This window comes from Sporosarcina koreensis (assembly GCF_001531445.1).
In the GTDB taxonomy this organism is placed as follows: domain Bacteria; phylum Bacillota; class Bacilli; order Bacillales_A; family Planococcaceae; genus Sporosarcina; species Sporosarcina koreensis_C.
Genome location: NZ_LQYA01000007.1, coordinates 32,730 through 55,944 on the forward strand (window position 1 = coordinate 32,730; position 23,215 = coordinate 55,944).

Annotated in this window: 23 protein-coding genes and 1 pseudogene; 7 read left to right on the forward strand and 17 right to left on the reverse strand. The window is 39.6% G+C overall.

Annotation, left to right across the window (positions count from 1 at the left end):
- Positions 1-467, reverse strand: a 467-nt coding sequence (locus tag AWV70_RS24305) for a hydantoinase/oxoprolinase N-terminal domain-containing protein (protein WP_276525628.1), incomplete at its 3' end; no start/stop codon positions are given.
- An 18-nt stretch (positions 468-485) separates the two neighbouring features.
- Positions 486-1,031, reverse strand: coding sequence for a helix-turn-helix domain-containing protein (locus AWV70_RS02365; protein ID WP_060203976.1), 546 nt, complete (start codon positions 1,029-1,031; stop codon positions 486-488).
- 323 nt (positions 1,032-1,354) lie between these two features.
- Between AWV70_RS02365 and AWV70_RS02370 the strand changes: the two are divergent.
- A pseudogene (locus tag AWV70_RS02370) lies at positions 1,355-2,134 on the forward strand (zinc-dependent alcohol dehydrogenase family protein); the annotation flags it as partial.
- A gap of 230 nt (positions 2,135-2,364) precedes the next feature.
- On the opposite strand, the gene AWV70_RS02375 reads toward AWV70_RS02370, so the two are convergent.
- The 7 genes from AWV70_RS02375 to AWV70_RS02405 all read right to left on the reverse strand — a co-directional run bounded on the left by AWV70_RS02375 (position 2,365) and on the right by AWV70_RS02405 (position 6,967).
- Positions 2,365-2,724: a YybH family protein gene (locus tag AWV70_RS02375; RefSeq protein WP_082713429.1), complete on the reverse strand. Its 360-nt coding sequence runs from the start codon at positions 2,722-2,724 to the stop codon at positions 2,365-2,367.
- Between the two features lie 208 nt (positions 2,725-2,932).
- On the reverse strand, positions 2,933-3,589 hold the full coding sequence (locus AWV70_RS02380) for a CatB-related O-acetyltransferase (RefSeq protein ID WP_060203978.1): 657 nt from the start codon (positions 3,587-3,589) through the stop codon (positions 2,933-2,935).
- Positions 3,590-3,813: 224 nt separating this feature from the next.
- Positions 3,814-4,035: a hypothetical protein gene (locus AWV70_RS02385; RefSeq protein WP_060203980.1), complete on the reverse strand. Its 222-nt coding sequence runs from the start codon at positions 4,033-4,035 to the stop codon at positions 3,814-3,816.
- A gap of 180 nt (positions 4,036-4,215) precedes the next feature.
- Positions 4,216-4,680 (reverse strand): DinB family protein, encoded by a 465-nt coding sequence (locus AWV70_RS02390; protein WP_060203981.1) that lies wholly within the window; start codon positions 4,678-4,680, stop codon positions 4,216-4,218.
- Positions 4,681-4,792: 112 nt separating this feature from the next.
- Positions 4,793-5,269, reverse strand: coding sequence for a GNAT family N-acetyltransferase (locus AWV70_RS02395; RefSeq protein ID WP_060203983.1), 477 nt, complete (start codon positions 5,267-5,269; stop codon positions 4,793-4,795).
- An 86-nt stretch (positions 5,270-5,355) separates the two neighbouring features.
- The gene (locus tag AWV70_RS02400) at positions 5,356-5,826 is read right to left on the reverse strand and encodes a DinB family protein (protein WP_060203985.1); all 471 of its coding nucleotides are present in this window, start codon (positions 5,824-5,826) and stop codon (positions 5,356-5,358) included.
- A 181-nt stretch (positions 5,827-6,007) separates the two neighbouring features.
- Entirely contained in the window at positions 6,008-6,967 is a 960-nt protein-coding gene (locus AWV70_RS02405; protein ID WP_060203988.1) for a threonine ammonia-lyase, read from the reverse strand.
- An 867-nt stretch (positions 6,968-7,834) separates the two neighbouring features.
- On the opposite strand from AWV70_RS02405, the gene AWV70_RS02410 reads away from it, so the two are divergent.
- The 6 genes from AWV70_RS02410 (at position 7,835) to AWV70_RS02435 (ending at position 14,541) form a co-directional block, all read left to right on the forward strand.
- Positions 7,835-9,022: a M20 family metallopeptidase gene (locus AWV70_RS02410; RefSeq protein ID WP_153009880.1), complete on the forward strand. Its 1,188-nt coding sequence runs from the start codon at positions 7,835-7,837 to the stop codon at positions 9,020-9,022.
- A gap of 14 nt (positions 9,023-9,036) precedes the next feature.
- Entirely contained in the window at positions 9,037-10,590 is a 1,554-nt protein-coding gene (locus AWV70_RS02415; RefSeq protein WP_060203992.1) for an ABC transporter substrate-binding protein, read from the forward strand.
- Positions 10,591-10,659: 69 nt separating this feature from the next.
- Complete coding sequence (locus tag AWV70_RS02420) at positions 10,660-11,577, forward strand: ABC transporter permease (RefSeq protein WP_060203994.1); 918 nt, start codon at positions 10,660-10,662, stop codon at positions 11,575-11,577.
- A gap of 16 nt (positions 11,578-11,593) precedes the next feature.
- The gene (locus tag AWV70_RS02425) at positions 11,594-12,529 is read left to right on the forward strand and encodes an ABC transporter permease (RefSeq protein ID WP_060203996.1); all 936 of its coding nucleotides are present in this window, start codon (positions 11,594-11,596) and stop codon (positions 12,527-12,529) included.
- Positions 12,530-12,546: 17 nt separating this feature from the next.
- Entirely contained in the window at positions 12,547-13,527 is a 981-nt protein-coding gene (locus tag AWV70_RS02430) for an ABC transporter ATP-binding protein (protein ID WP_060203998.1), read from the forward strand.
- Positions 13,528-13,533: 6 nt separating this feature from the next.
- Positions 13,534-14,541 carry an ABC transporter ATP-binding protein gene (locus AWV70_RS02435; protein WP_060204000.1) on the forward strand — a complete coding sequence of 336 codons (1,008 nt, stop codon included), beginning with the start codon at positions 13,534-13,536 and terminating at the stop codon, positions 14,539-14,541.
- Here the strand turns inward: AWV70_RS02435 and AWV70_RS02440 are convergent.
- From AWV70_RS02440 to AWV70_RS02475, 8 genes are all read right to left on the reverse strand, one after another.
- Positions 14,532-15,434: a LysR family transcriptional regulator gene (locus tag AWV70_RS02440; RefSeq protein ID WP_060204002.1), complete on the reverse strand. Its 903-nt coding sequence runs from the start codon at positions 15,432-15,434 to the stop codon at positions 14,532-14,534. The two genes, AWV70_RS02435 and AWV70_RS02440, sit on opposite strands and share 10 nt — an antisense overlap.
- Positions 15,435-15,830: 396 nt before the next feature.
- Positions 15,831-16,697: a fumarylacetoacetate hydrolase family protein gene (locus AWV70_RS02445; protein ID WP_060204004.1), complete on the reverse strand. Its 867-nt coding sequence runs from the start codon at positions 16,695-16,697 to the stop codon at positions 15,831-15,833.
- A gap of 2 nt (positions 16,698-16,699) precedes the next feature.
- Positions 16,700-17,377 (reverse strand): GntR family transcriptional regulator, encoded by a 678-nt coding sequence (locus tag AWV70_RS02450; protein WP_060204006.1) that lies wholly within the window; start codon positions 17,375-17,377, stop codon positions 16,700-16,702.
- Between the two features lie 44 nt (positions 17,378-17,421).
- On the reverse strand, positions 17,422-18,759 hold the full coding sequence (locus tag AWV70_RS02455; protein ID WP_060204008.1) for a short-chain fatty acid transporter: 1,338 nt from the start codon (positions 18,757-18,759) through the stop codon (positions 17,422-17,424).
- Positions 18,760-18,999: 240 nt separating this feature from the next.
- On the reverse strand, positions 19,000-19,398 hold the full coding sequence (locus tag AWV70_RS02460) for a RidA family protein (protein WP_060204010.1): 399 nt from the start codon (positions 19,396-19,398) through the stop codon (positions 19,000-19,002).
- Positions 19,399-19,416: 18 nt separating this feature from the next.
- Entirely contained in the window at positions 19,417-19,815 is a 399-nt protein-coding gene (locus tag AWV70_RS02465; protein ID WP_060204012.1) for a cupin domain-containing protein, read from the reverse strand.
- A 471-nt stretch (positions 19,816-20,286) separates the two neighbouring features.
- On the reverse strand, positions 20,287-21,195 hold the full coding sequence (locus tag AWV70_RS02470) for a fumarylacetoacetate hydrolase family protein (RefSeq protein WP_060204014.1): 909 nt from the start codon (positions 21,193-21,195) through the stop codon (positions 20,287-20,289).
- 21 nt (positions 21,196-21,216) lie between these two features.
- Positions 21,217-23,208, reverse strand: a complete 1,992-nt coding sequence (locus AWV70_RS02475) for a sodium:solute symporter family protein (protein WP_060204016.1) — start codon at positions 23,206-23,208, stop codon at positions 21,217-21,219.
- Positions 23,209-23,215 lie beyond the last annotated feature (7 nt).

Sequence of the window (23,215 nt, forward strand, 5' to 3'; positions counted from 1 at the left end):
AGGAATGAAACAGCGATTGCCTCTACGCCTTCATTCTTGAAATGTTCGATGCATTCTTTCACTTCATCCGTACTTAATTCACGTAACACTTCACCTTTATAATTTACGCGTTCATTTACTTCACGGCGTAAATAGCGTTCGACGAAGGGTGTCGGTTTTTCATAGTTCACATTAAAGAGATCCGGACGGTTTCCTCGGGCGATTTCCAATACATCACGGAACCCCTTCGTTGTAATAAGAGCTGTTTTGGCCCCTTTCCTTTCCGTCAATGCGTTAATAATAACCGTTGTCCCGTGAATGAACATTGAGATGGACGACTGATCTACGCCGCTTTTCTTAATGACATCCAGCACACCCTTTTCAAAGTTCGGTGGGGTCGTACTGCTTTTATCAATCCCAATAGTTCCATTCTCGTCAACGTACACTAGATCGGTGAAAGTTCCTCCGATATCCGTAGCTACTCTCATGCTGTTCACACTCCTATATTAGAAAATGATTGGTGTCACGATGCTTAAAACGATACTTTCCGTTGAAAGGGGATTTTCCCATTGGTGAATTAAACTGGAAGGATAATGGATCGTATCTCCTTCGAATAAATGAAACTTCTTTTCATTCAAATAGAAAATAACTTCACCTTTCAACACATAATAGAATTCCTCTCCATTGTGGCTATACGGATGCTGCTCATGCATATGTGGAGGCAGTACAACTTTTAGAGGCTCCAGTTTCCGATTGTTAAATGTACCGGTCAGTCTTGTATACACTTGGCTGCCGGAGCCTGTCGTAAAACTATGGTGCTCGTTCGCACGAACAACGTATTGCTCTTGTGTGTTTTCTTCCAAAAAGAAATAATTAATATGGATCCCGAGTGCATCAGAAATCTTTTTGAGTGAAGTGATGGATAGCGACGATGCACCTCTTTCGATTTGAGATAAAAAACTGAGTGATAATCCCGTTACCTCACTCAAATCCTTAAGCGTTAGGTTGCGCTCCTGTCGTAAAGCTTTGATCTTAATATGAATTTCATCCATTACGAATATCCTTTCAGAATTGAAGTATATGTGTAATAGTTATGAATATAGCATAATCATTTTTTAGTTGCAAGGACTATTAATAATTATCTGCAAACTTTTTTTGGAAGTAGATTATAGTTTTTCCAGTATGAAAATAGTAAAAACGCTCAATTTGAGCGTTTTTTAACGTTTATTTACTAGCATTATTTTATCCTTAGGTGCTTTTTGAGTTCCTCAAAACAAAGAAAAGGACTCATACTTTAGAAACGAGGTGTTATACTTATTATGCAAAATTGTCTGATTTTCAATAAGGTCATCTTCCGTAAACGGGATAGATTGTTATGAACATAGAATCGACTAAAGGAGTGTGTTTCTTGAAAGCGAAATGCCTCATATTCAATAAATTTGGCAACTCACAAGAAGTGCTTAAGGTTAAATATAAAGATATTCAACCCCAAAAAGAAGACGAGGTACTTGTGCGCATGGTAGCCAGACCAATTAACCCATCTGATTTAATACCGATAAGAGGTGCCTACTCTCATAGAATTTCATTACCAAATATTCCGGGTTATGAAGGAGTCGGAATTGTTAAAAACGTAGGTTCCTCGGCATCTCAAAGTCTTATTGGCAAGCGTGTCTTTCCTTTGAGAGGAGAAGGCACTTGGCAAGAGTTTGTTAAAATATCGGCAGAATATACAGTAGTAATTCCAGATTCTATTGATGACATTACAGCTGCGCAAATGTACATAAATCCAATTACAGCATGGGTTATCTGTACGCAAGAATTAAAGTTGAAACCAGATGATGTCCTCTTGGTCAATGCTAGCGGTTCAGCTATCGGGCATATTTTTGCTCAATTATCAAAAGTTCTCGACTTCCGATTAATTGCGATAACCAGGAATGATAAATACTCAAAGGATCTACAAAAGTTCGGTGCTTCTTATGTGATTAATGCCTCTCTATATCCATTGCACGAAACAGTTATGGATTTGACTGGTGGAGTTGGAGCTGATGCAGCTATTGATTCGATTGGAGGAGCAGCTGGTAATAACTTAGCATTTTGTGTTCGTCCTGAACGTACTTTTTTAACCTTAGGTCTCTTATCAGGAATCCAAGTAGACTGATGGAAAGCAGCTGACAGAGCGATAATGGAATTCACCGATGAAAATGACGTCGAATCTAAAGAAGAAAAACTTAGAGAAGTAATAACGAAGTGGCTGGAAGTCATTTAAGCAGGGGTTTTCTAAATATTATTGTGGAAGCAGACTAAATTGAATGAAAGAACGAAGAATGCCCGGAAAGCAATATGCCTTAAAAAGACGTCCACTAGTATAGGACGTCTCCCCCAAGATCATTTGGGTAATGGACTTAAATGTTCGTGGATAAGAAGCCATTCATCGGATTCTTTGACGAAGATATTTGTGGCTCTTCCACGACCACTAGCATACTTTCCATTGATGTAGCCTTCATAAAAATATGTATAAGTACATGTTGCTGAGTCACTTCCGGCATATATCCACTTCACATCTTGCGCTTGATAGTTTTCTTCTTGAACAATAGACCAAGCGTTTTCAAAGTATGTTTGTATTTCTTCATGAGTTGTACAAGTTTGATCTGAAAAGAAATAAACAGCATGAGGATGAAGTAATTTTCTAACCTCATCAAATTTATGAGTATTTGTAGCTTTAATGTAATTGTGAAGCACCTTCAACGTAAACACTCCTGTCTCTTTTATTACCGATAATTGTAGCATGATTTTGTAAGGATAATAGGAGTTGTTATTATACAGTTCGACCAAACTGCCAAGTAAGGAGTTTTTACTAAAATAAATAGTCCCTTCTTAATTAGTGATTAAGAAGAGACTATGACACGTATTAAAGTTATTCGTTTTTATTTAATGAAATAACAAAAATCAAACATTATGGTTTAATTTCCCTTTTGTAAAAGTCATATAATTGGTTAATAGAAGTACTGGACAAGATATGATTGGCACGTTCTATTAGCTCACGTTCCCAATCGAACCAACGCATTTCCTTCAACTTTTCGATTTCTTTGTCTGTAAAGCGTTTCTTTATTTCTTTAGCAGGGTTGCCACCTACTATCGTATATGGTGGGACATCTTTTGCAACGACCGATCCAGCCGCAACAATGGCACCTTCACCAATGGTCACACCAGGCATAATCATCGCATTCATGCCAATCCAGGCATCACTTTCAATGATTGTATCCCCTTTTGGTTCGTAAGAAGTTTCAATTTTCTCCACAAACGGATACACGGTAATCCATTCAGGATGATGATTGTTATTTCCGCCCATTAAAATAATGACACCACTTGCAATGCATACGTAATTTCCAATAATCAACTTATCTAAATGCCAACCATAGTCTTCGATGGGGTTAAATAACTTTCTTGATTTTTCATCTCCCCATAGGTATCTAACGCACCCATCTTCAAAATTTTGATTATCGTAGTAACCAGAAAAGTAGGAGTACTCCCCTACTTCAATCATTGGGTTTGTGACAATATCTTTTAAATACTTAATTTCAGACCAGTGGTTAAATCGGTTTTGTTTCATTTTTTTCCCTCGCTCCTAAGTAATATAAATCTTTTTTACTTAGAAGCTTAATACAGTAGCAACATTCTTAAACCGTTTCAAACGACGAACCATCGTCCTCATCCTATTCCTTTTTAATGGGGAGATTGTAACAAATGAATTATCTGTTTGTCAAATCTGACTGCACAGTTCGCCCCTAATTGCAAAGTAAAAAAGCCCCCTATAAGAGAGGGAACGTTTCATTACTATAGAGGTTGTTGGTTCTGACAAGCCGGAAACCTATTAATATCCTGAATCATAAAAAAATCATATTGCTTTAAAGCAAATTGTGTTTGGTACAAGTATTCAATAACAAGAAGTTTACCATCAGAGGTACCGCACAAAACACCTGACGTCCCTTGACCATTTGTAAATGAAACGCCAACAGGTTGACCGATCAGATATCTAATTTTAAAATACCATGGCATAGTCATCTCTCCTTCAGAGCATTATATAACATCATATTGAAAGAGAAGAAATGGGTGCCTGTATTGTATAGATGATGTGAGCTGAAAATTTTGCAGTTCGACCATTAGGTGCTCTAGATCAGTCACTATAATGCGTACTGAAAAAGCCTCTGCCGCTTCCAGAGGCGTATAGATAATTTACTATCTTTCCATTTTACGAATATATGCTATTTGTCCAATATGGTATGCATTATGAGTTGTGGCATTCGATATTATCGCCCACCATTCAGCCTTCACAGGGTATCCATTTACAACAGATAGAAGTTGCTCTTCCTCGATGAGCTCTTGCCATTGAAGTAGTATGTTTAACAACTTTTCTTTTAATTCAAAGAAAGTAACCTCATCTCTAATCAGAAAAGTATCAGCATTATTAGTCGTTCGTGAACCTGCATTAACATGATTTTCTTTGTACCGTAATTGCCAAGTTTCATTCCAATATATTAGATGTTGAACAATTTCACCGATACTATAACTTGAATCATCGGGTTTCCAAAATGCTTCTGATTCAGATAGTCCATCAACTGCTTCATAGAAAGAGACATACCAACTACGATCATTAGCATTTGCAAGAAGTTGATCTAACAATATGGTCTTAGCATCAATCATACATTATTCATCTCCTTAATAATTATAACTTCCTGAATAGTATATCATTTCGATGAACAGTTCGACCATAGTGCGTCTTCGTAACTAAAAAAGAGCTTTAAAGCTCTTTTGATTAGACTCTCAAATGCAAAATATGTTGAGGACCATATGGGCCTTCATAAAATTCGTTTTCGTCTAGAAATCCAGTTTTTAAATAAAGATTATAAGCAGGAGTATTTCTCTGATTAACACCAAGGACAATTTCGTCAATTCCAGGAAGTTGATTTCTAACAAACTCAGGTAATAGCTGAAGTCCGATTTTTGCTAATCCCTGTCCTTGATTTCTTGAATCAATTGAGAAAGCTATAAGTAAACGAGCATTAGGATTTTCACTATACTTTAAAAGTTTTTCGCCACCTTCTAATGCGAAATAACCAACTGGGATATTGTTTTTCAGAATTAGTATATGCTTAGCGCTATTGGAAATATTAGGACTGTTAATAGTATCCAAAGGCATACTTGTAAATTGGAGTTGTTCTTTCGGTAAATAGTAGTTCGATAGGTGTTCCTCGTATGAATCGGTATACTCAACCAGTACAACTGAAGCCATTATACGAACCCCCGAATTCATTAGTAATTTAATTATCTTTTGATGCATCGTACAATCAAAATGAATTGTAACTAAAGTAACATAAATTAATCCCAAACACGTACTCTTGGAACCCCTGCCGTTCTTAAATAATCCAGTAATTGACCGGTATGGACTGATTCATGATAGGCGACTCTTAGCAACATATCACCCAAACTTCTTATGTAACCTGAATCAGAACGATCAATAGTAATAGTTGATAAATCTTCTTCTGAAAATGATGTAATCGTTTCTAAGAACTGATTTCTAAATGGTTCTGCAAATTTCAATTCCGCATCTACAGTAGAAAAAGGTCTATTTTCAAATGGAGAGTCAAATACCGCTAAACTGCCTCGATTTTGGATGGCTAAATGGTAATAATGCTCACTTTCTAGCACATGCCTAATCATCTCTATACAAGTCATTGCCTCATCATCGGGCTTCCAATTTAGTTTTTCTTGGGGAATCGATGTCCATACTTTAATGCTTCTTCTTCGTGCTTCGTTGAAATTTAAAAGAATCAAATCAATTGAGTTCATCATTCATTCTCCTTTCATCGGTATGTATTCAATATACACGAATAAACGTTCGGATGGAAGGGTAGATTTTTGTTAAAACATTACGTATTAGGTTTGGCAAAAAGCATTTCTTTCTCGTTTTGTCAGATGTATGATAAGAACGTCTACACTGGACGTTCTTTTAAAGGTCTATCTTTTTACTTTACTCCGTAATATCTACTAGTAATTGATGAATTTTATCTAAGTCTACATTACCGCCGGAGATGACGGTTACGATGTTTTTTCCTTGGATGTTAAGCTTATTGAACATAGCTGCGGCTACCGTCGTGGCGCTTGATGGTTCAATCAGTTGTTTTGTGCGTTCCATGACGAAGCTGAAGGCCTGACGGATTTCATCTTCGCTGACAAGGACGAGATCGTCTACATATTTCATAAGGACAGGGAAGGTAAGGTCGCCCGGCTGATTGGTTCTTAATCCATCCGCAATGGTAGTGGTGGAGTCGATTGCGGTGATTTTCTTGTTTTGCAAAGATAGATAAGTATCATTAGCAATCTCGGGCTCTACACCAATCACTTTTATTTTCGGATTCGTTTCTTTAATGGCTGTTAGGATACCAGAAATGAGGCCACCACCGCCAATCGGGACAATGATTGCATCGATATGGTCCACTTGATCCAAAATTTCTAGGCCAACCGTTCCTTGCCCAGCCATGATGAATGGATCGTCATAAGGGGGAATGAATACGCCGCTTTCCTGATCGGCAATCGCCTGTGCTCTTGGCAACCGCTCTGCGGAAGTTGTCCCGCACATTTCGATTTTGCCATTATAAGCCTGGATTGCGTTCACCTTACACTTACTGACATTTTCGGGTACGACAATTGTAGCCGGAATCCCATATTTATTGGCAACGTAGGCTACGGCTTGCCCGTGGTTGCCTGATGACGCTGCTGTCACATACTTCGCGCCAATTTCCATCGCATGAATGACTTTATTGCTGGCTCCTCGTATTTTAAAGGAGCCCGTTTTTTGTAGGTGTTCTGATTTTAATAATAACTGGTTCCCGCATAGGGTAGAGAGTTGCTCTGATTGTAAAATCGGTGTTATATGTGCGATATCGCTAATTCGTTCTCTGGCAGCTTTAACATCATTTAAAGAAATCATGATTCATCCATCCCTTCTTTTTAACAGTCCTATCTCTGTATGTAAAGTAAGTAAAGCCTACCGCTATGCATGCTTTCCCCCAATCTACTATTCCTATCTCTAACTTTTGTGTCTATAGTGCCAGCAACGGGCGCATTTGTTGGAATAGTAGTCTTTCGGTTAGTATCCGGATAGGCTTGCACATCCATTTCCCCACAGTTTCGAGATAAGTCTCCCTTTCCGTGTGTGGTTGTAAAAAGAGGTTTGTTGCTAGAATAATCTAACTCCTATTATACAACTTGTATATAGATTTCCCTATAGGATTAAGAATTATTTAACCGGGGAATTTCGACTGCTTATTTCGGGCTGAAACGACATCGAAAATGTATGCTTATTTTCTTGATGAACGCTCATAAAATCCGTAGCTGTGTACATACTTACTTGTTTCTCGCTCGCTCATAAATTGCACACACAATCCGTAGAACACACACCGATACTCCGGACAATAATGGAGGGAAGAGTCTCCTTCCAGTCCAGCTGTTTTTGGAGTGCAATAAAGCTGTTTCTTATGTTATTCTAGTTCATGTGATAGATCCTTATAATTAGGCTTTGGAGAAAACTTCCGAACCTGGTTACAAGGCTTTTTTTATGCATTACAAGTTCTAAATCTTCTCAACCCACCAAAATCTCCTTTCTCATTTAGCCATTTACGTGCTGACCTTATACATAATGAATGTAGTAAAATCAGCTGGTATAAAATTTTTTTATCGTCTGTTTAAATTTTTTCAATTTCCTTTTTCTAAAAATCTCTTGTACGATTTGTTTACAGAGTATTCGCTCCTCGTGTGAAAGCGATTACAACAAAGAAGGGCAGGAGAGCGATTAGTGATGAATAAGGAAGCTTTGTTTCATAAGGTTGAGGAAATGTCACAAGAATTATTGGAGTTAGGTGAATTTTTGCATGCGAATCCTGAATTGGGTAATGAAGAGTTTCAGGCAGTGGATCGCATTACAGGGATTTTAGAGCGTGTTGGCTTTTTGGTTGAGAAAGGTTTGGCTGGCTTGGATACGGCTTTCCGTGCTACATACAAGGTTGGATCTGGAGGACCTGTGTTAGGCCTGTTATGCGAATATGATGCGCTAAAGGATTTGGGTCATGGCTGCGGTCATAACTTACAGTCTCCATCTGTACTAGGGGCAGCAATAGCTTTGTCCCAATTAGAAGATCTGCCACCTTGTACAATTGAAGTGTTAGGAACACCAGCTGAAGAAACAACAAGTGGAAAGATCCCTATGGCTCAGCAAGGATACTTTGATCACTTGGATATTGCGTTGATGATGCATGGGGGAGATCGGACGACTGTGGATGGACGCTCCCTAGCCGTTGATAATTTTGAATTTGTATTTGAAGGCAAGGCTTCCCACGCTGCTGTAGCTCCTGAAAAAGGGGTCAGTGCTTTGGATGGCGTTCTAATGACCTTTAATGGGATGGAGTATTTGCGGGAGCATGTACGTTCAGATGTTCGAATCCATGGCATCATTACAGACGGCGGAATAGCGGCGAATATCGTGCCAGAGAGGGCTGCTGCAAGGTTCTCAATTCGCGCTATCAATCGTCCATACTTGGATACAGTAGTGGAACGGGCATTGAATGTTGCCAGGGGTGCTGCACTAGCTACAGGAACGAAGGTTCATATCCATCCGAAGAAATCGTTGGAGAGTAAGTTGAACGTTCAAGCGTTGAATGATGTACTTTTAGAGAATGCCAAATTGGTGGGAGCGAAAAATATTACACCGCCTCGCGAGCAAACAGGGTCCACGGATTTTAGTATCGTTACACATAGGGTTCCAGGTGCTTGCATCCGCGTTGCGTTTGTTCCGCAAGGCACGCCGAATCATACAAAAGAATGGGTAGCGGCTTCTAATAGCAAAGATGGGAACGAAGCGATCATTACAGCGGCCAAGACAATGGGAGCCACTTGCGTAGACGTACTTTCGTCTCCGGAGTTGCTGAACGCTATTAAGGCACAATTTATTGCAGAAAAAGAGATACAAGAAAACTTGGTTTTACAATAAGAGGGGGAAGAATTATGGCCAAGAAGATTTTATATTTGATGATGGCGGCTTTAATGGTAGTGCTATCTGCGTGTACGACGACGAGCAAGCCTTCCAATCAAAGCAATGATTCAGCATTAGGCGGTAAAGATACGAGTACATTAACGATTTCATTAGGACCAGATATGTTGACTTGGGATATTCATAACCATACGACTACGGCTACAGAGACCATTCACGTTAACGTATTTGACTATCTGTTAATGAGAGACACTGAGGGTGAAATTAAACCGCATCTTGCAAAAGAGTGGAAGCAAGTGGATGACACGACGTATGAATTTACATTGACTGAAGGCGTTAAATTCCACAACGGAGATGATCTGACAGCGGAAGATGTTAAATTCACGTTAGAGCGCGTTGCGAATGACAATACATTAAAAAGCCACGGTGATTTCGACACGATTAAAGAGGTAAAAGTGCTCGATCCGCTAACTTTCCAAATCATCACATATGAGCCGGATCCGATGCTGATCAGTCGTATTTCCCGACAAGCGTCAGGTATCCTTCCGAAAAATTATATTGAAGAAAAAGGGATGGATGAATTTCTGAAGTCGCCGATTGGTTCAGGTCCATATAAATTTAAAGAGTGGAAAAAGGACAACCAAATCACTTTAGTGAAAAACGATGACTATTTTGGGAAGAAAGGCGAATGGGATGAAGTTGTATTTAGAGCTATCCCGGAGGATTCGACACGTGTAGCTGAACTATTGACAGATAGTGTCAATATTATTGCCAATGTTCCGCCAAGTGATTGGAAACGGATCAATGACTCTGAAAATAGTCAAATAGCTAACGGACCGTCCAACCGTACGTATATGCTTTTCCTTCGTACACAAGAAGGCTGGCCGACGTCAGACGTGAAGGTGCGTCAAGCGATCGACTATGCAATTGACGACAAAGCGTTAGTCGAAAGTTTATTAGACGGCGGAGGAACACCGACTTTGACGAGGGTGAATCCTGGTAATATCGGCTTTGAAGAAAGCTTGTATGATAAATACAATTATGATGTTGATAAAGCGAAAAAATTGTTGGAAGAAGCGGGATATAAGGATGGCTTGACAATTGAGTTGGCCGGTCCAACAGGTAGATATATTAAAGACCGTGAAGTCATGCAATTGATCGCAGGAATGCTTGAAGAAGCAGGCATTCATACAGAAATGAATTTGTTGCAATGGAGCAGCTTTACGGAGCTAAGAGATCAGGAGAAATTCAAAGAAGGTTACTTGATAGCACTTGGATCTTCCTTCTTTGATGCTGGCCAGGCATTAGATTACTACGGTACTGAACGTTCTTCCTCCATTAACGGATATAGCAATAAGGAAATTGATGAGTTGTTGCAGGAGGCCAATACATCATTAGATCCAGCGGTGAGAACGGCAAAGTACCAGGAAGTGCAGAAGATTGCCAGTGTTGAAATGCCAATCATTCCATTATTCCAGATTGACCAGTTCTTCGGTGTAACCGATGGAATTGAATACGCTCCCCGGTTAGATGAGTTAATCTATATTCCGGATGTTCATAAAAAATAAGGGATGAGGAGAAACGGCAGTGGACTGCTTTGTAGCAGACTCTGCCGCCTTCTACAAGGGAGGATTACTATGTGGAGATACTTTATTAGTCGGTTTTTGCAGATTCCAATTGTACTTCTTATCATTTCCCTTATGATCTTCGTTCTCGTTTATGTAGCCGGAGATCCAGTGGCCATGATGCTGCCTGCAGAAGCGACACAACAAGAGATCCAGAATTTACGGATTGCTTTAGGGTTTGACCAACCATTTTACATACAATTTTGGAACTACATCGTCGACTTGGTACAAGGTGATTTTGGAGAGTCCTATAAATATGGAGTTTCCGCTTTAGGTTTAGTATTGGAAAGACTGCCTGCTACATTGGAATTGGCTACGGCTTCTATGATTATGGCAATCATTATTGCGGTGCCGCTTGGAATTATTTCAGCTATTAGACCGAATGGCATTATTGATTTGTTCGCGACAGGTTTATCTGCACTTGGAAAAGCGATCCCGAACTTCTGGCTCGGTATAATGCTGATTTTAGTTTTTGCAGTTAACTTAAAGCTGATGCCAGTTTCCGGAACGGGAAGCTGGAAACATCTTATTTTGCCTGCGATTACATTGGGGACTGCTGTTTCAGCTGAGATTACTAGACTTGTTCGGTCCAATATGTTGGAAATACTTCAGCAAGATTATATTCGGACGGCAAGAAGCAAAGGGCAGAAAAAAAGTATCATTATCTTCCGTCATGCATTCCGAAATTCTCTGGTGCCTGTAATAACAATTACAATCTTACAAATGGCGAGTTTAGTAGGCGGTTCCTTGATCACGGAAATGATTTTCTCTTGGCCGGGTCTTGGACAATTGATCATACAGGCAGTCTACGATAAGGATTTGCCCATTATACAAGCGGCTGTATTTGTAACCGCCGTCATGATTCTGTTGATGAATCTAGCGACGGATGTCCTCTATCGTTTCTTAGATCCGCGAATCAAATATAGCTAAGAAAGGATTTGACTATATGAAATCAAGCAGCCATGCTGAGGTCGCTGCACTTCCTGTAGATAAGAATGATAGAAGTATAAAAACGAAAAATAAATTCAAAATCTTTCTTACAAAGCTCTCAAGAAGCAAGACAGGTTCCGTTGGCTTAGTAATTGTTTTAGCGTTATGTGTAATGGCTGTATTTGCGCCCTGGATCGCACCCTACAATCCAGGGAAAATAGATACAACAAATATGTTAGTGCCTCCATTTTGGTCGGATGGAGGGAGCGTGGCCCATATTTTAGGGACCGATAATTTGGGGCGGGATATATTAAGCCGTATTATTTACGGTTCACGTATATCATTAATTGTCGGAATACTGTCTGTGCTTGTTGCCGGGGCAATTGGCGTTGTTTTTGGTTTGATTTCAGGGTATTACGGTGGATTGGTTGATAATATGATCATGCGTCTTGTCGATGCGTTTTTATCCGTCCCGACGATTCTCTTCTGTATCGTGTTTCTGACAGTTCTTGACCCAGGAATCCCGACATTAATTATTGTTATCGGTGTGACAAGCTGGGTGCTATATGCGAGGATGATCCGAGGCGAAACACTAAGTCTGAGGGAACGAGAGTATGTGAAGGCAGCAAGAACAATGGGCGTGTCCGATTTCCAAATTATGAAACGTCACATCCTTCCCAATGTCACCTCTTCGATTATTGTTATTTCCACCTTAAGTGTGGCAAGCACGATCATTACCGAATCATCCCTAAGCTTTTTAGGTTTAGGAATCCAGCCGCCTATTGTTTCGTGGGGAATCATGTTAAGCGAAGGTAAGGAATACGTGGCTACTAGCTGGTGGTTGGCTACGTTTCCTGGAGTTGCCATTACAGTTACCGTTTTAGGAATCATTTTCTTCGGAGAATGGTTGCGCGATTTGCTTGATCCGCGTTCTCAAGGAACCAATTCGTAACGAGAGGAGGCTTCTGTATGTCGACATTATTAGAAGTAAATGATTTGAAAACCTATTTTTATACGACTAGCGGAATTGTTCCGTCCGTTGATGGAGTCTCATTCTCCCTGGAATCAGGGCAAACGACAGCGTTAGTTGGAGAATCCGGCTGCGGAAAAAGTGTTACATCATTTTCTATTATGCAACTGGTAAACGCTCCAGGGAAAATTGTCGGTGGAGAAATCCTTTTTAAAGGCAAGGACTTGACAGAGTTAAGTGATCGGGAGATGCGAAAAATTAGAGGCAATGAGATATCCATGATTTTTCAGGAGCCACTTACATCTTTAAACCCCATATTGAAAATCGGGGACCAATTAGACGAAATCCTTTTGTTGCATCAAACTCTATCAAAAAAAGAAGCGAAAAATAAGAGCGTTGAAATGCTTAAAAAAGTAGGGATTCCACGCGCTGAGCACGTGTATGACATGCATCCGCATGAACTGAGTGGCGGAATGAGACAGCGGGTTATGATTGCTATGGCATTGTCGTGCAATCCGAGTTTACTGATTGCAGATGAACCAACTACGGCGTTGGACGTTACAATACAAGCTCAAATTTTAAGGTTGATGAAGAATCTGAAAAAAGAATTCGAGACTTCCATTTTATTAATAACCCATGACTTGGGAGTTGTTGCAGAGCTGGCAGATAAGGTCATCGTGATGTATGCAGGACAGGTTGTGGAAGAAGCGGATGTCATGTCTTTATACGCTGAACCAAAGCATCCATATACACAGGGATTAATTCAAAGCACCCCTAAAATTGACTCGGAAGTGGATACGTTAAATTCCATTCAAGGAAACGTCCCGACCCCAAGCAATAAACCGTCCGGCTGCTACTTTCATCCGAGATGCCCATTCGCGATGGACATATGCAAAAGCCAAATGCCGGAGTTAAAGACGAATGAACAGAATGGCAATAAAGTAAGGTGTTGGCTACATGAAAGCCATCAGGAAGGGTGAGTGGTGATGGTTAATAGTGTACCGGTTCAAACGGAAGAAATCCTTACTGTAAAGAACTTGAAAAAGCACTTTCCTGTAAACCTACAGCTCTTTAAAAAGGAAAAAGAATACTTAAAAGCGGTTGATGGTGTCGATTTAACTGTATACAAAGGGGAGACAGTAGGGATAGTTGGTGAGTCGGGCTGTGGAAAGTCTACATTAGGAAATTTAATCATGGGACTGCTGCAGCCGACTGAGGGAGAAGTTTACTTTAATGGAGTAGAAATTTCGAATATGAAAGAGCGGGAACTGAAGAAATATCGGGTAGACTATCAAATGATTTTCCAAGATCCTTTTTCCTCTTTAAATCCTAGAATGCGTGTTTTTGATTTAATAGCGGAGCCATTACTTACACACCGGAAACTCACTAAGAAAGAATTAGAGGATGAGGTGCACCGATTGATGATTGATGTCGGGCTTGACCCTTCCTATACGCATCGTTATCCACATGAGTTCAGTGGAGGACAACGACAACGTATCGGGATTGCACGTGCTCTTGCATTAAAACCAAAACTCATTATTTGTGATGAGCCAGTTTCAGCATTGGATGTATCCATCCAGGCGCAAATATTAAATTTACTGGATGAGCTACAGAAGAAATATGATTTAACGTATATCTTCATCTCTCATGGTTTGCCTGCTTTACGCCATATTAGCGACCGGATTGGCGTCATGTATTTAGGAAATATGGTGGAGTTGGCAACGAAGGAAGCGCTCTTTAAAAAGCCAATGCATCCGTATACCAATGGATTACTAGCATCGTTGCCTATTTCCGATCCGCGTTTGCGAAGGGCGGATAAGGATGAAGTAATCCTGGAAGGGGATATGCCAAGCCCTGTAAATCCTCCTAGCGGCTGCAAATTCCACACTCGTTGTCCGTTCGCACAAGAGAAATGTAAATTGGTCGTTCCTGAGTTTGAAGAGAAAGAAGAAGGTCGCTTTGTTGCGTGCCATTTCCCGCTGCATCAGGACTGATTTTCATTAAGTTGCTCTTGGATGAAGTTGATGAATTGGCTGACTGTCAAAAGTTCTACATTCGATTTCCTGTAGAAGAGCCATGTTTTACGATTTAGAGGCTTTCCTTTATCATTAATGAGATCATGTGTGAAAAAAGAATCCCTCTCGGTCAAACAGGATTTTGGGATGATTGAGTAACCCAGGTTTTTATTCACCATCTCTTTACAGGTCTCGACCTTATCCAGTTCCATGCGCACTAAAGGAGGAGCGGAAAAGCGGTCTTGCCACCAGTTTTCAATCATTTGTGCAAGAGGGTTCGTAGCTTTCTCCCCAGGGCCTTTCTTTTTATTGGGCTGGTACGAAATGAGAGGCAGAAAAGGAATGTCCTCTAGAATGATTGGGGTTTTGGCAATGATCGTTAACGGATCTTCTGCCAATAATATTTTTTCGTCAAACCAATTGTAGTTCCCAGTGATAATTCCAATTTGAATTTCATTTTTATTCAGCAACTGGATAATTTCAGAACTCCATCCGGTCGTTACATTGACTTGTATGGAGTGAGAGTGGTCTACAAACTGCTTAATGAGAGTTGGCAATTTATATAATGCAAAGTTACTTGAGACGCCAATGCGGATTGTTCCGGTTGCGTCTTTTTTTAATGTCTTCAAGTTTTCTTCTAATTTATCCAAATCGAGAAGCATTTTTTTAGCGAAATCAACTAAGTATTCCCCTTCCGGAGTGAAAAATAATTTATTCCCTTCCCGAGTGTACAGTTTGATCTGATGTTCTTCCTCCAGCTTTTGCAAGCGATAAGTGATGGCTGGTTGGGATGTAAATAATTTTTCAGCGGCTTTCGTGAGATTTTTTTCTTCATATACAGAAATAAGCATCAGACAATCTTGCTTTTGCATGAGTGACCTCCTCTATTTTGACGGTTAACGGCTTAGATTACGTTCGTAAAATATGATAAGCACAGTAACCCGATGGTATCATTTGTTATTTTCAGTAAGTTATCCACTTAATCTATTGTCTCTTGAATCATGAAAAAAATAAATAGAAAAGATTTCAGGTGATTGTGGATTGGGAGGTTACTCAGATTTGCCCATAAAGGACATTTACTTATAAATAGAAATCGACACTCCTAAAAGGACAGGTGCGTAACCCGGTGAAAACTCATTCATCTTTGGAGAGTTCATTAAACGATAAAAAGAGACCTTTCGAAGTGTTTGCCTTTTAAAAACAACACTTGAAATGTCTCTCTATTACTATACTTCATAATGAAAATGCTCCTTGTCACGGGGGGCCAGTCAACAAATTAGATTTCTGATTTCACCGAGTTCAGAAATAGTTACAACGACTATATCATTTTTCTTTAAAAATAATGGAGGAGTTCTCTTTGAACCTATTCCGCTTGGAGTCCCTGTCAAAATGATATCACCAGGTAATAGGGTCATCCCACACGATAGCTCCGAAATAATTTGTTCAATGGAAAAATTCATTAACCCCGTATTGCTAGATTGAACAATTGTATTGTTTACTGTACATGTAATTGATAAATTATGTGGATTGGATATCTCGTTTTTTGAAAGAATATATGGCCCGACAGGACAAGATTTATCCATGCTTTTTCCTTTAAACCATTGTCCTCCATGATCAAATTGAACGTCTCTTGCAGTGATATCGTTCGCACACATATAGCCAAAAACGTATTCTAATGCATTTTCCGGCTTTATATTGATACCTTCTTTTCCGATAACTACAGCTAATTCTGCTTCATAATCTAATTTACTTGTAAATGATGCTATGGTTGGAATGTCTTCGTAAGGTCCAGCGATAGTATTAGTTCCTTTTGTGAAGAAAGTTGGCTTTTTTGGTAAATCAATATCTTTGTTATGGCGTTCTTCGAAATGTTCTAGGTAGTTCCAGCCCACACAGAAGATATTGCGTATAGGTTTAGTAATCGGAGCTGTTAGGCTGACATCCGATAGATGGATGAAATCCTTATTTTTCTCGAGATAAGATTGGATAATATCAATGCTGTCAGGCGTGTTTATGATAGCTAAAATATCGGGAAAGATAGGTGATAAATCATAAACATTTTGTTTATCATCTAAAATTCCTACTTTTATATTGCGAATATCGTCTTGTTTGTGAAAAAAAGATATATATTTCAAATTTACATCTCCCTCAAACTTGTTAGTTGATCGAATGACTTTTTGGAAATCTTTTTAATCTCTGAACCTACACGTTCCATATGTTTTAGCATCTTTTCCTGAGCACTTGTACTATTTTTCTCTTTTAGCAATTTCAAAATAGCATAATGCTCTTCAATAGATTGTTGTATATACGTATCGTTCTTTTCAAACACAGAATCATAACGGTTCGCATTTTTCCATAAATCTTCAATTAGCTGAACTAATATATCATTATGGCTCTTGTTGTATATAGTCATATGGAATTCATTGTTCAATTTATTGAAATTAGTGTAGTCATGTTCATTGTAAGCCTCATCTGCAGTTGACAAAATTTTCTCTAGTTTGTGTATGTCTTCATCTTTTAAATGATCTGTAGCTAAAGCGGTAGCATACCCTTCCAAAACCTTCCTGACATTAAAGATGTTTTCAATTTCATCTAGAGATAAATGACTTACGATAGCCCCGACATGTGGCTTAAATGCAATAAGCTTGTCGGATTCAAGTAGACTAAGTGCTTCTCGAACAGGAATATCACTACAATCATACTCTTTTGCAATTCGAGCAATCACAATTTTCTCTCCCGGTCTATAATGTCCATCGTAAATTTTTTCCTTAATCGACTGGTAAATCATTTCTTTTTTAGTTTGATAATGCTTCAAGACATTCTCTCCTTAAATACATCCTATTAAATCATGTACATATTTTACAATATGAACGGCAATAAATATAATAAACTCCCTGTTATGATCCCGCTAACAATCATCGCAACAATGCAGAACCCCATAATATGACGAATTCCTAATCCTGCTAATGCCAATGCCGGTAAAGCCCAAAAAGGTTGTAAAAGGTTTGTCCATGTATCTCCATAAGTAACGGCCATTGCAACTAACCCTTGTGAAACCCCTAATTGTTCCGCAATTGGCAGGAAAATTGGTCCCTGAATGATGATTTGTCCTCCTGCTGCCGGTATAAATAAATTTAGTAACCCAGCTGAGATATATGTTAGTAAAGGTAGAGTTTCAGCTGTAGCCATTGAGGCGAAGAATTCTGTTAAAGTTGTTCCCATTCCAGACTCAACGATTAAATTTGAAATTGCACCATAGATAGGGTAACCGATTAATAAAGGAACAACAGACTGGACTGATTTTCCGATTTCCTCCAAGTATGGTCGTACGCCCTTATATAAGAGTAACCCAACCCCGATCACCAACATGTTGATTGTGTTCAAGTTAATAGAATTTATCCCGCCGATGTAAAAACTATAGCCAAATGATAGTAAACAGATAGCACCAAGTATTATTGTAATAATCCTGTTATGATCCAATTTAGCAGCAAATGTTTCCCCAGATACTTCCTCAGTGTTTGCGCTTTCATTTTCGTGTGCCAAAATTTCAGGATCTATTGCAATAGCATATTCTTTAGCCGGAGTCATAAATCTACTTACTAGGGCATACGTAAGCAGCAAAGCTAAGGTGATAATTAGATTATAACCCGTAAAAATCGTTTCAGTTAAAGGGATTGTCCCATCTACACCGCCAATAGGATGACCCGGAGTGTTTAAGGTTAACGGAATTGAAGAGGATAGCCCCGAACTCCATAGTGTAAATCCTATATAGGATGCTGCGATTAGCAAAGGATAATGAGTTCCTTTAACTTGTTTTGCCACTTCTTTAGCAAAAATAATTCCCGCAACTAAAGCAATTCCCCAGTTTATTACGCCGACTAAAGAGGTCGTAATTGCAACAAAAAATACTGCTTGAGACGGTGTTTTCGGAATAGAAGCCAGTTTAACTAATGCTTTCTTTATGCCTTTGGTATTTGCTATTGCAGAACTCGCCAATAACACTAAGGATAGCTGCATAGTGAATGCGAGCATGCTCCAAAAACCAGTGCCGAAAGATGATAGTAAATCCGCTGGTGAACTCGGTGTAAATAAAAACCCGCTTAACAATACGGCTACTAGCATGAACACTCCTAATATCAAGGGGTCTGGAAAATATCGTTGAACAAGTGAGTTGAAAAAATTAGTAATTTTTTTCATGTGTTATCAACCTCCACTACAAATTAGTATTTGCAATTTTTTCTTTGGAGTCCCTGATTTAATAGGGAAGTCAGAAGTGCGATTTTTCTGTTGCTTTTTTTCCGTTCTTTTGTCTGACTTCCCGTATTGAATTCATATTTACTCCCTTGATACAGTAGGGGAATTCCGTATGCCGTAGGTTACTTGTATGGCTGAATAAGCCGCTAAATCGGCTGGATCGATTAGGGTATTAATGAAATTTCATGCTTTACCAATGGCGATAGCATCAATTTCAATCAAATGTTCCTTACTAACCATTCTAGAAACTTCTAGCATTGCGCAAGCTGGATATGGCTTGGAAAAGTAACGTGCACGGACCTCATGTATTTCGCTAAACATCTCCATATCACGTATATAAAGGGTCATCTTTACAATGTCATTTAGCGTTAAATTTGCTTCTTCCAAAATTGCTTTTATGCTTAACAAAACTGTTTCGGTTTGAAGCTTTATATCATTTTCTCCAACAACGTTTCCTTCTTTATCTCTAGATGTAATACCCGATACAAACACCATTTTTTCAGGATGAATTACCTCGATGGCTTGGGAATAAACCCCTAATGGCTCGCTCAATTGAGTACTTACCAATTCATTTATTTTCAATTATAAATACCTCCTAAATTATTTTGCATCCTCGTCATTGTCATAAAAGTCAGGTCGGGAAGGATAATGCGGACCGTCATAAACTTCTAAAAAGATTGTTTCTTCCAATGCTATTGCAGGGCCATGAAAATGTCCCATTGCATTTGCGTAAAAGTCTCCTTTTTCTAATGTGATTCCAGATGTAGTGTATTGATATTTGCCAGATAGCATAAACATAAATTGATTCGAAGCATGTTCATGTAAAGTCGGTATTCCTGCTCCTTTTTCAAATTTAATCAACGCAATTGTGGCACCTGTTTCCTCATTTCTAAATAGCATTTTGTCATATAGACCTTCTAACGATTTCGCTTCCCAGCCCAAGTCATTCGTGTTCACTGTAAATTCGGTTTCCAGTTTTTGATTCGGATCATGTTTCATCAAAATCACCCCTTATTTAAATTATAATCATATATCATATATGATATATAGAATGATAAACCATGATACAAGAAAAAACAATAATATTTTTTGAAAGAGTCTAAAAAGGGTAAATGATGCGCAATTTAAACTATCTTTGGGAGGGAGGTTAATGAGAGGATGAGATTGGTTTGTTCGATGTCCCTTTAGTTTATATTTCTTATCCGCCTCCTTTTAGGTGACTAGATTTTGGATGATATTGATGGTTTACCTTTATCGGGATGTAGAAGGAACAGCTTCGTATCTAGATTTCTGCTTGTTTTTCGTGTTATTCAAGTATTTACGGTAATTGATTGCATAAAAAAACCTTTGTATGAATGACTAGGTGCTCATTCAATATACAAAGGCTGGAATGGTAAACGTCTGTTTTCACTGGTGCATTCATTATCATCTAGAAGTCATAGGTACTACAATTCATTATCCGTAATCACGTTATTCTCCAATGAGGTTCCGTAATACCCCCAACTCCGTAATCTCCAATTCCACTTCATCACCAGGTTGTAACCACGGATGAATGTCTTGCCCCAACTCTAGTAAACATCCGGTTCCAACCGTTCCTGAACCGATTACATCTCCGGGATATAATGTAACTCCTGCAGATGCGCGCTCAATCATTTCGCCGAATGTGTAATGGATATCTTTGAAGTTGCCTGTTGAAAGTAATTTGCCGTTTACTTTGGCAGTCATTTTTAAGTCGTATCGGTCGTGTAAGCGGTAGCTTTCCAACTCATCTTTCGTCACAATATACGGTCCGATGGAAGTAGCGGCATCCTTACCTTTGGCTGGACCAAGTCCGACTTGCATTTCCTGCATCTGTAAGTCTCGGGCAGACCAATCGTTAAAGATTGTGTATCCGAAAATATAGTCATCTGCTTCAGCGGCTTTGATATTCTTTCCCTGTTTGCCGATGACTGCTGCAATTTCGAGTTCGTAATCGAACATTTTGCAATTCGGAGGTATCTCGATTGTTTGATTTGGCCCGTGAATGGATTGGTGGTTGGTAAAATAGAAAACCGGAATCTTATACCATTCAGGGTGAATGGTAAGACCGCTCTTTTTGGAAGCGTTCAGCAAGTGGTCTTCGAAAGCCATAAAATCTCGAATACTTGAAGGATCCTCCAGTGGTGCCAAGAGTTCCACTTCATTAATCGAAAACCCATTTTGCTGTTTGCCGGCTAACTGTTGTAATTCACGCATATTGTCTACACTTAATTTGATAAGCGCAGACATTGTATCTGGAAGGTTTCCACCGCTGCATTCTGCTATCGAATAGACTGTTTGTCCTTCAATCCAGCCAGCTTGCGCTTGTTGGTGCGGCGCTTTAAACGTGACGAGTTTCATACTTGTCATTCCTTTCGAGAATTAATGTACTGCATGCAGCTCTTCAGCCACAGTTGGAGAACTGGTGTATTTCTTTAAAATATCTTTTCCAGACGTGCTAAGGCTTACTTTTCTTCTCCATAAACCGGATTCGACTAGAAACCCTTGCTTAATGAGCTTTGAAAGAATAGCAGATGCTTTTAACGAGTCAAAGTTGTTTTCCTGGAGATGTTTATTCAACAGGACAAAACCGCTCTCTAACTTCTCAAGGAATAAATAATCTTCTTCTGTCAGTTGATCGCTGGCAAACTTGCCTCCCATTTCCTTTAAATAGAGATGAGGAGAAACGTTTGATGGAATATAGAATGTGTAAAATCCTGGACCTGAATATTTGCGTCTACGGATTACATGTTGCTTGTCTAGATCTTCGATAATTTTGTTGCTTATAGAAGAATCTACACCTAGCATGTCACTAATTTCCGCCATCGTATTGTAACCGTAATGAATGAGTGTCAATACTTCTTTCTCATCATCTGATAACGAAGTCGGAAGACGGAGATCTTCATTCCAATTCTTCTTTGTATAATAATCCGACTCACTCATCAAACTCACAACTACAGTCGTAATAACCGTAACTGCTAGACCGACAACACCAACATGAGTGTATTGACCTAGGGGGATCAGTTTGGTCAAGTCAAGAATTGTAAAGAGGGCTGTCGCCGAGATTCCGAAAACCGCGCCATAAAAAGCGCCCTTTTTCGTTGTACCTTTCCACCACATGCCTAAGAAGACGAGAATGGATGGTGCACCGAGCCAAGCCGTGGAGAAGGCGAATAGATAGAGCGGTCCGCCAGGGTAGAAGCATAATGCCCAAACAATCAGCCCTAGCCCTAATGTGATGACTTTTGAAGGTAACGTTAATTCTTTAGAAGTTGCATTCGGCCGATAGTAACGTTGGTAAAGATCACGTACCGCCGTACTGGAAGCTCCAATAAGAGCTGTGGTTGAAGTTGATATTGATGCAGCCAATGCACCAAGTAGAGCAAAAGCGGCGACGACGATTGGCAGCGCCTTCAAAACAACTCCAAATGCCGCCATTGGGTCAACGGTTCCGTATGGAAGGAACTGATCTCCCATGGCAGATCCTGCATACAAGCCTGTTAACGCTAAAATCAAGATAGGAACGAATACTAGGAGCAGTGCGCCAAAAACGAATGAAAGCTTAGCAGTCCGCTCACTTCGAGTCGATGAAACGCGTAGCCAGTAGTAATTGTTGCCCCACACAAGGAAACAGGCGAATAAGATGATGAAAGTCAAACCACTTGGATATTGAAAAGAGAGTAACGGCAACTGTCCACCTGCTATTCCACTCGTCCAGTAGCTTCCATTCCCAGGCCAATTACTTCCTATGAAATCAAACCCGCCAAACTTGGAGATAATCGTAATGAGCATAACGGGTAAAGCGATTAGGCCAATACACATTTGAATGAAATCTGTCAGTGTAACTGCCCAAAATCCGCCGATATACGTAAATAGAAGGAACATCGCAAAAATGACAGACAATGTGCCGATCAGCGACCATCCTGTAAAGCTTGTTGTTACAATTGCCATGGACATAACGTTATTTGCCATAATGCCCAGCAAGCCCAGTATTGTCGCAATCGTCACTAGCGTTCTAGTTCTCTTGTCGAAACGCATTTCTAGCCATTCGGATAAAGTATGTGCTCCGGATCGGCGAATATATGGAGCGAAAAAAAGTCCATAGAGCGCAAGGCCGCCTATTCCGTATATGACGCCGAAGCCGAAAGAGCCCCAGAAACCAGTTAAAATTGCGAGACCTGGTCCTAGTGTAATAATAGTTCCGGCAAAACCGATTGCGGCGACCCCGAAAATATTCACAAGCAATCCAATTTCTCGACCAGCGATAAAATAGTCATTTGAACCGGTAACCCATTTTCTAGTTACCCATCCCCCTAATAAAAGAACTACTACAAATGCTGCGAAAAAGATTAAGAAAACACCATTGAAGCCCATGGTCATC

Bases quoted from the DNA above. Each gene is read 5' to 3' on its own strand.
- AWV70_RS02395 (WP_060203983.1), bottom strand. From the start codon at position 5,269: ATGGCTTCAGTTGTACTGGTTGAGTATACCGATTCATACGAGGAACAC.
- AWV70_RS02470 (WP_060204014.1), bottom strand. From the start codon at position 21,195: ATGAAACTCGTCACGTTTAAAGCGCCGCACCAACAAGCGCAAGCTGGC.
- AWV70_RS02390 (WP_060203981.1), bottom strand. From the start codon at position 4,680: ATGATTGATGCTAAGACCATATTGTTAGATCAACTTCTTGCAAATGCT.
- AWV70_RS02435 (WP_060204000.1), top strand. From the start codon at position 13,534: ATGGTTAATAGTGTACCGGTTCAAACGGAAGAAATCCTTACTGTAAAG.
- AWV70_RS02380 (WP_060203978.1), bottom strand. From the start codon at position 3,589: ATGAAACAAAACCGATTTAACCACTGGTCTGAAATTAAGTATTTAAAA.
- AWV70_RS02425 (WP_060203996.1), top strand. From the start codon at position 11,594: ATGAAATCAAGCAGCCATGCTGAGGTCGCTGCACTTCCTGTAGATAAG.
- AWV70_RS02455 (WP_060204008.1), bottom strand. From the start codon at position 18,759: ATGAAAAAAATTACTAATTTTTTCAACTCACTTGTTCAACGATATTTT.
- AWV70_RS02420 (WP_060203994.1), top strand. From the start codon at position 10,660: ATGTGGAGATACTTTATTAGTCGGTTTTTGCAGATTCCAATTGTACTT.
- AWV70_RS02465 (WP_060204012.1), bottom strand. From the start codon at position 19,815: ATGAAACATGATCCGAATCAAAAACTGGAAACCGAATTTACAGTGAAC.
- AWV70_RS02415 (WP_060203992.1), top strand. From the start codon at position 9,037: ATGGCCAAGAAGATTTTATATTTGATGATGGCGGCTTTAATGGTAGTG.
- AWV70_RS02365 (WP_060203976.1), bottom strand. From the start codon at position 1,031: ATGGATGAAATTCATATTAAGATCAAAGCTTTACGACAGGAGCGCAAC.
- AWV70_RS02405 (WP_060203988.1), bottom strand. From the start codon at position 6,967: ATGATTTCTTTAAATGATGTTAAAGCTGCCAGAGAACGAATTAGCGAT.
- AWV70_RS02475 (WP_060204016.1), bottom strand. From the start codon at position 23,208: ATGGGCTTCAATGGTGTTTTCTTAATCTTTTTCGCAGCATTTGTAGTA.
- AWV70_RS02430 (WP_060203998.1), top strand. From the start codon at position 12,547: ATGTCGACATTATTAGAAGTAAATGATTTGAAAACCTATTTTTATACG.
- AWV70_RS02400 (WP_060203985.1), bottom strand. From the start codon at position 5,826: ATGAACTCAATTGATTTGATTCTTTTAAATTTCAACGAAGCACGAAGA.
- AWV70_RS02385 (WP_060203980.1), bottom strand. From the start codon at position 4,035: ATGCCATGGTATTTTAAAATTAGATATCTGATCGGTCAACCTGTTGGC.
- AWV70_RS02410 (WP_153009880.1), top strand. From the start codon at position 7,835: ATGAATAAGGAAGCTTTGTTTCATAAGGTTGAGGAAATGTCACAAGAA.
- AWV70_RS02440 (WP_060204002.1), bottom strand. From the start codon at position 15,434: ATGCAAAAGCAAGATTGTCTGATGCTTATTTCTGTATATGAAGAAAAA.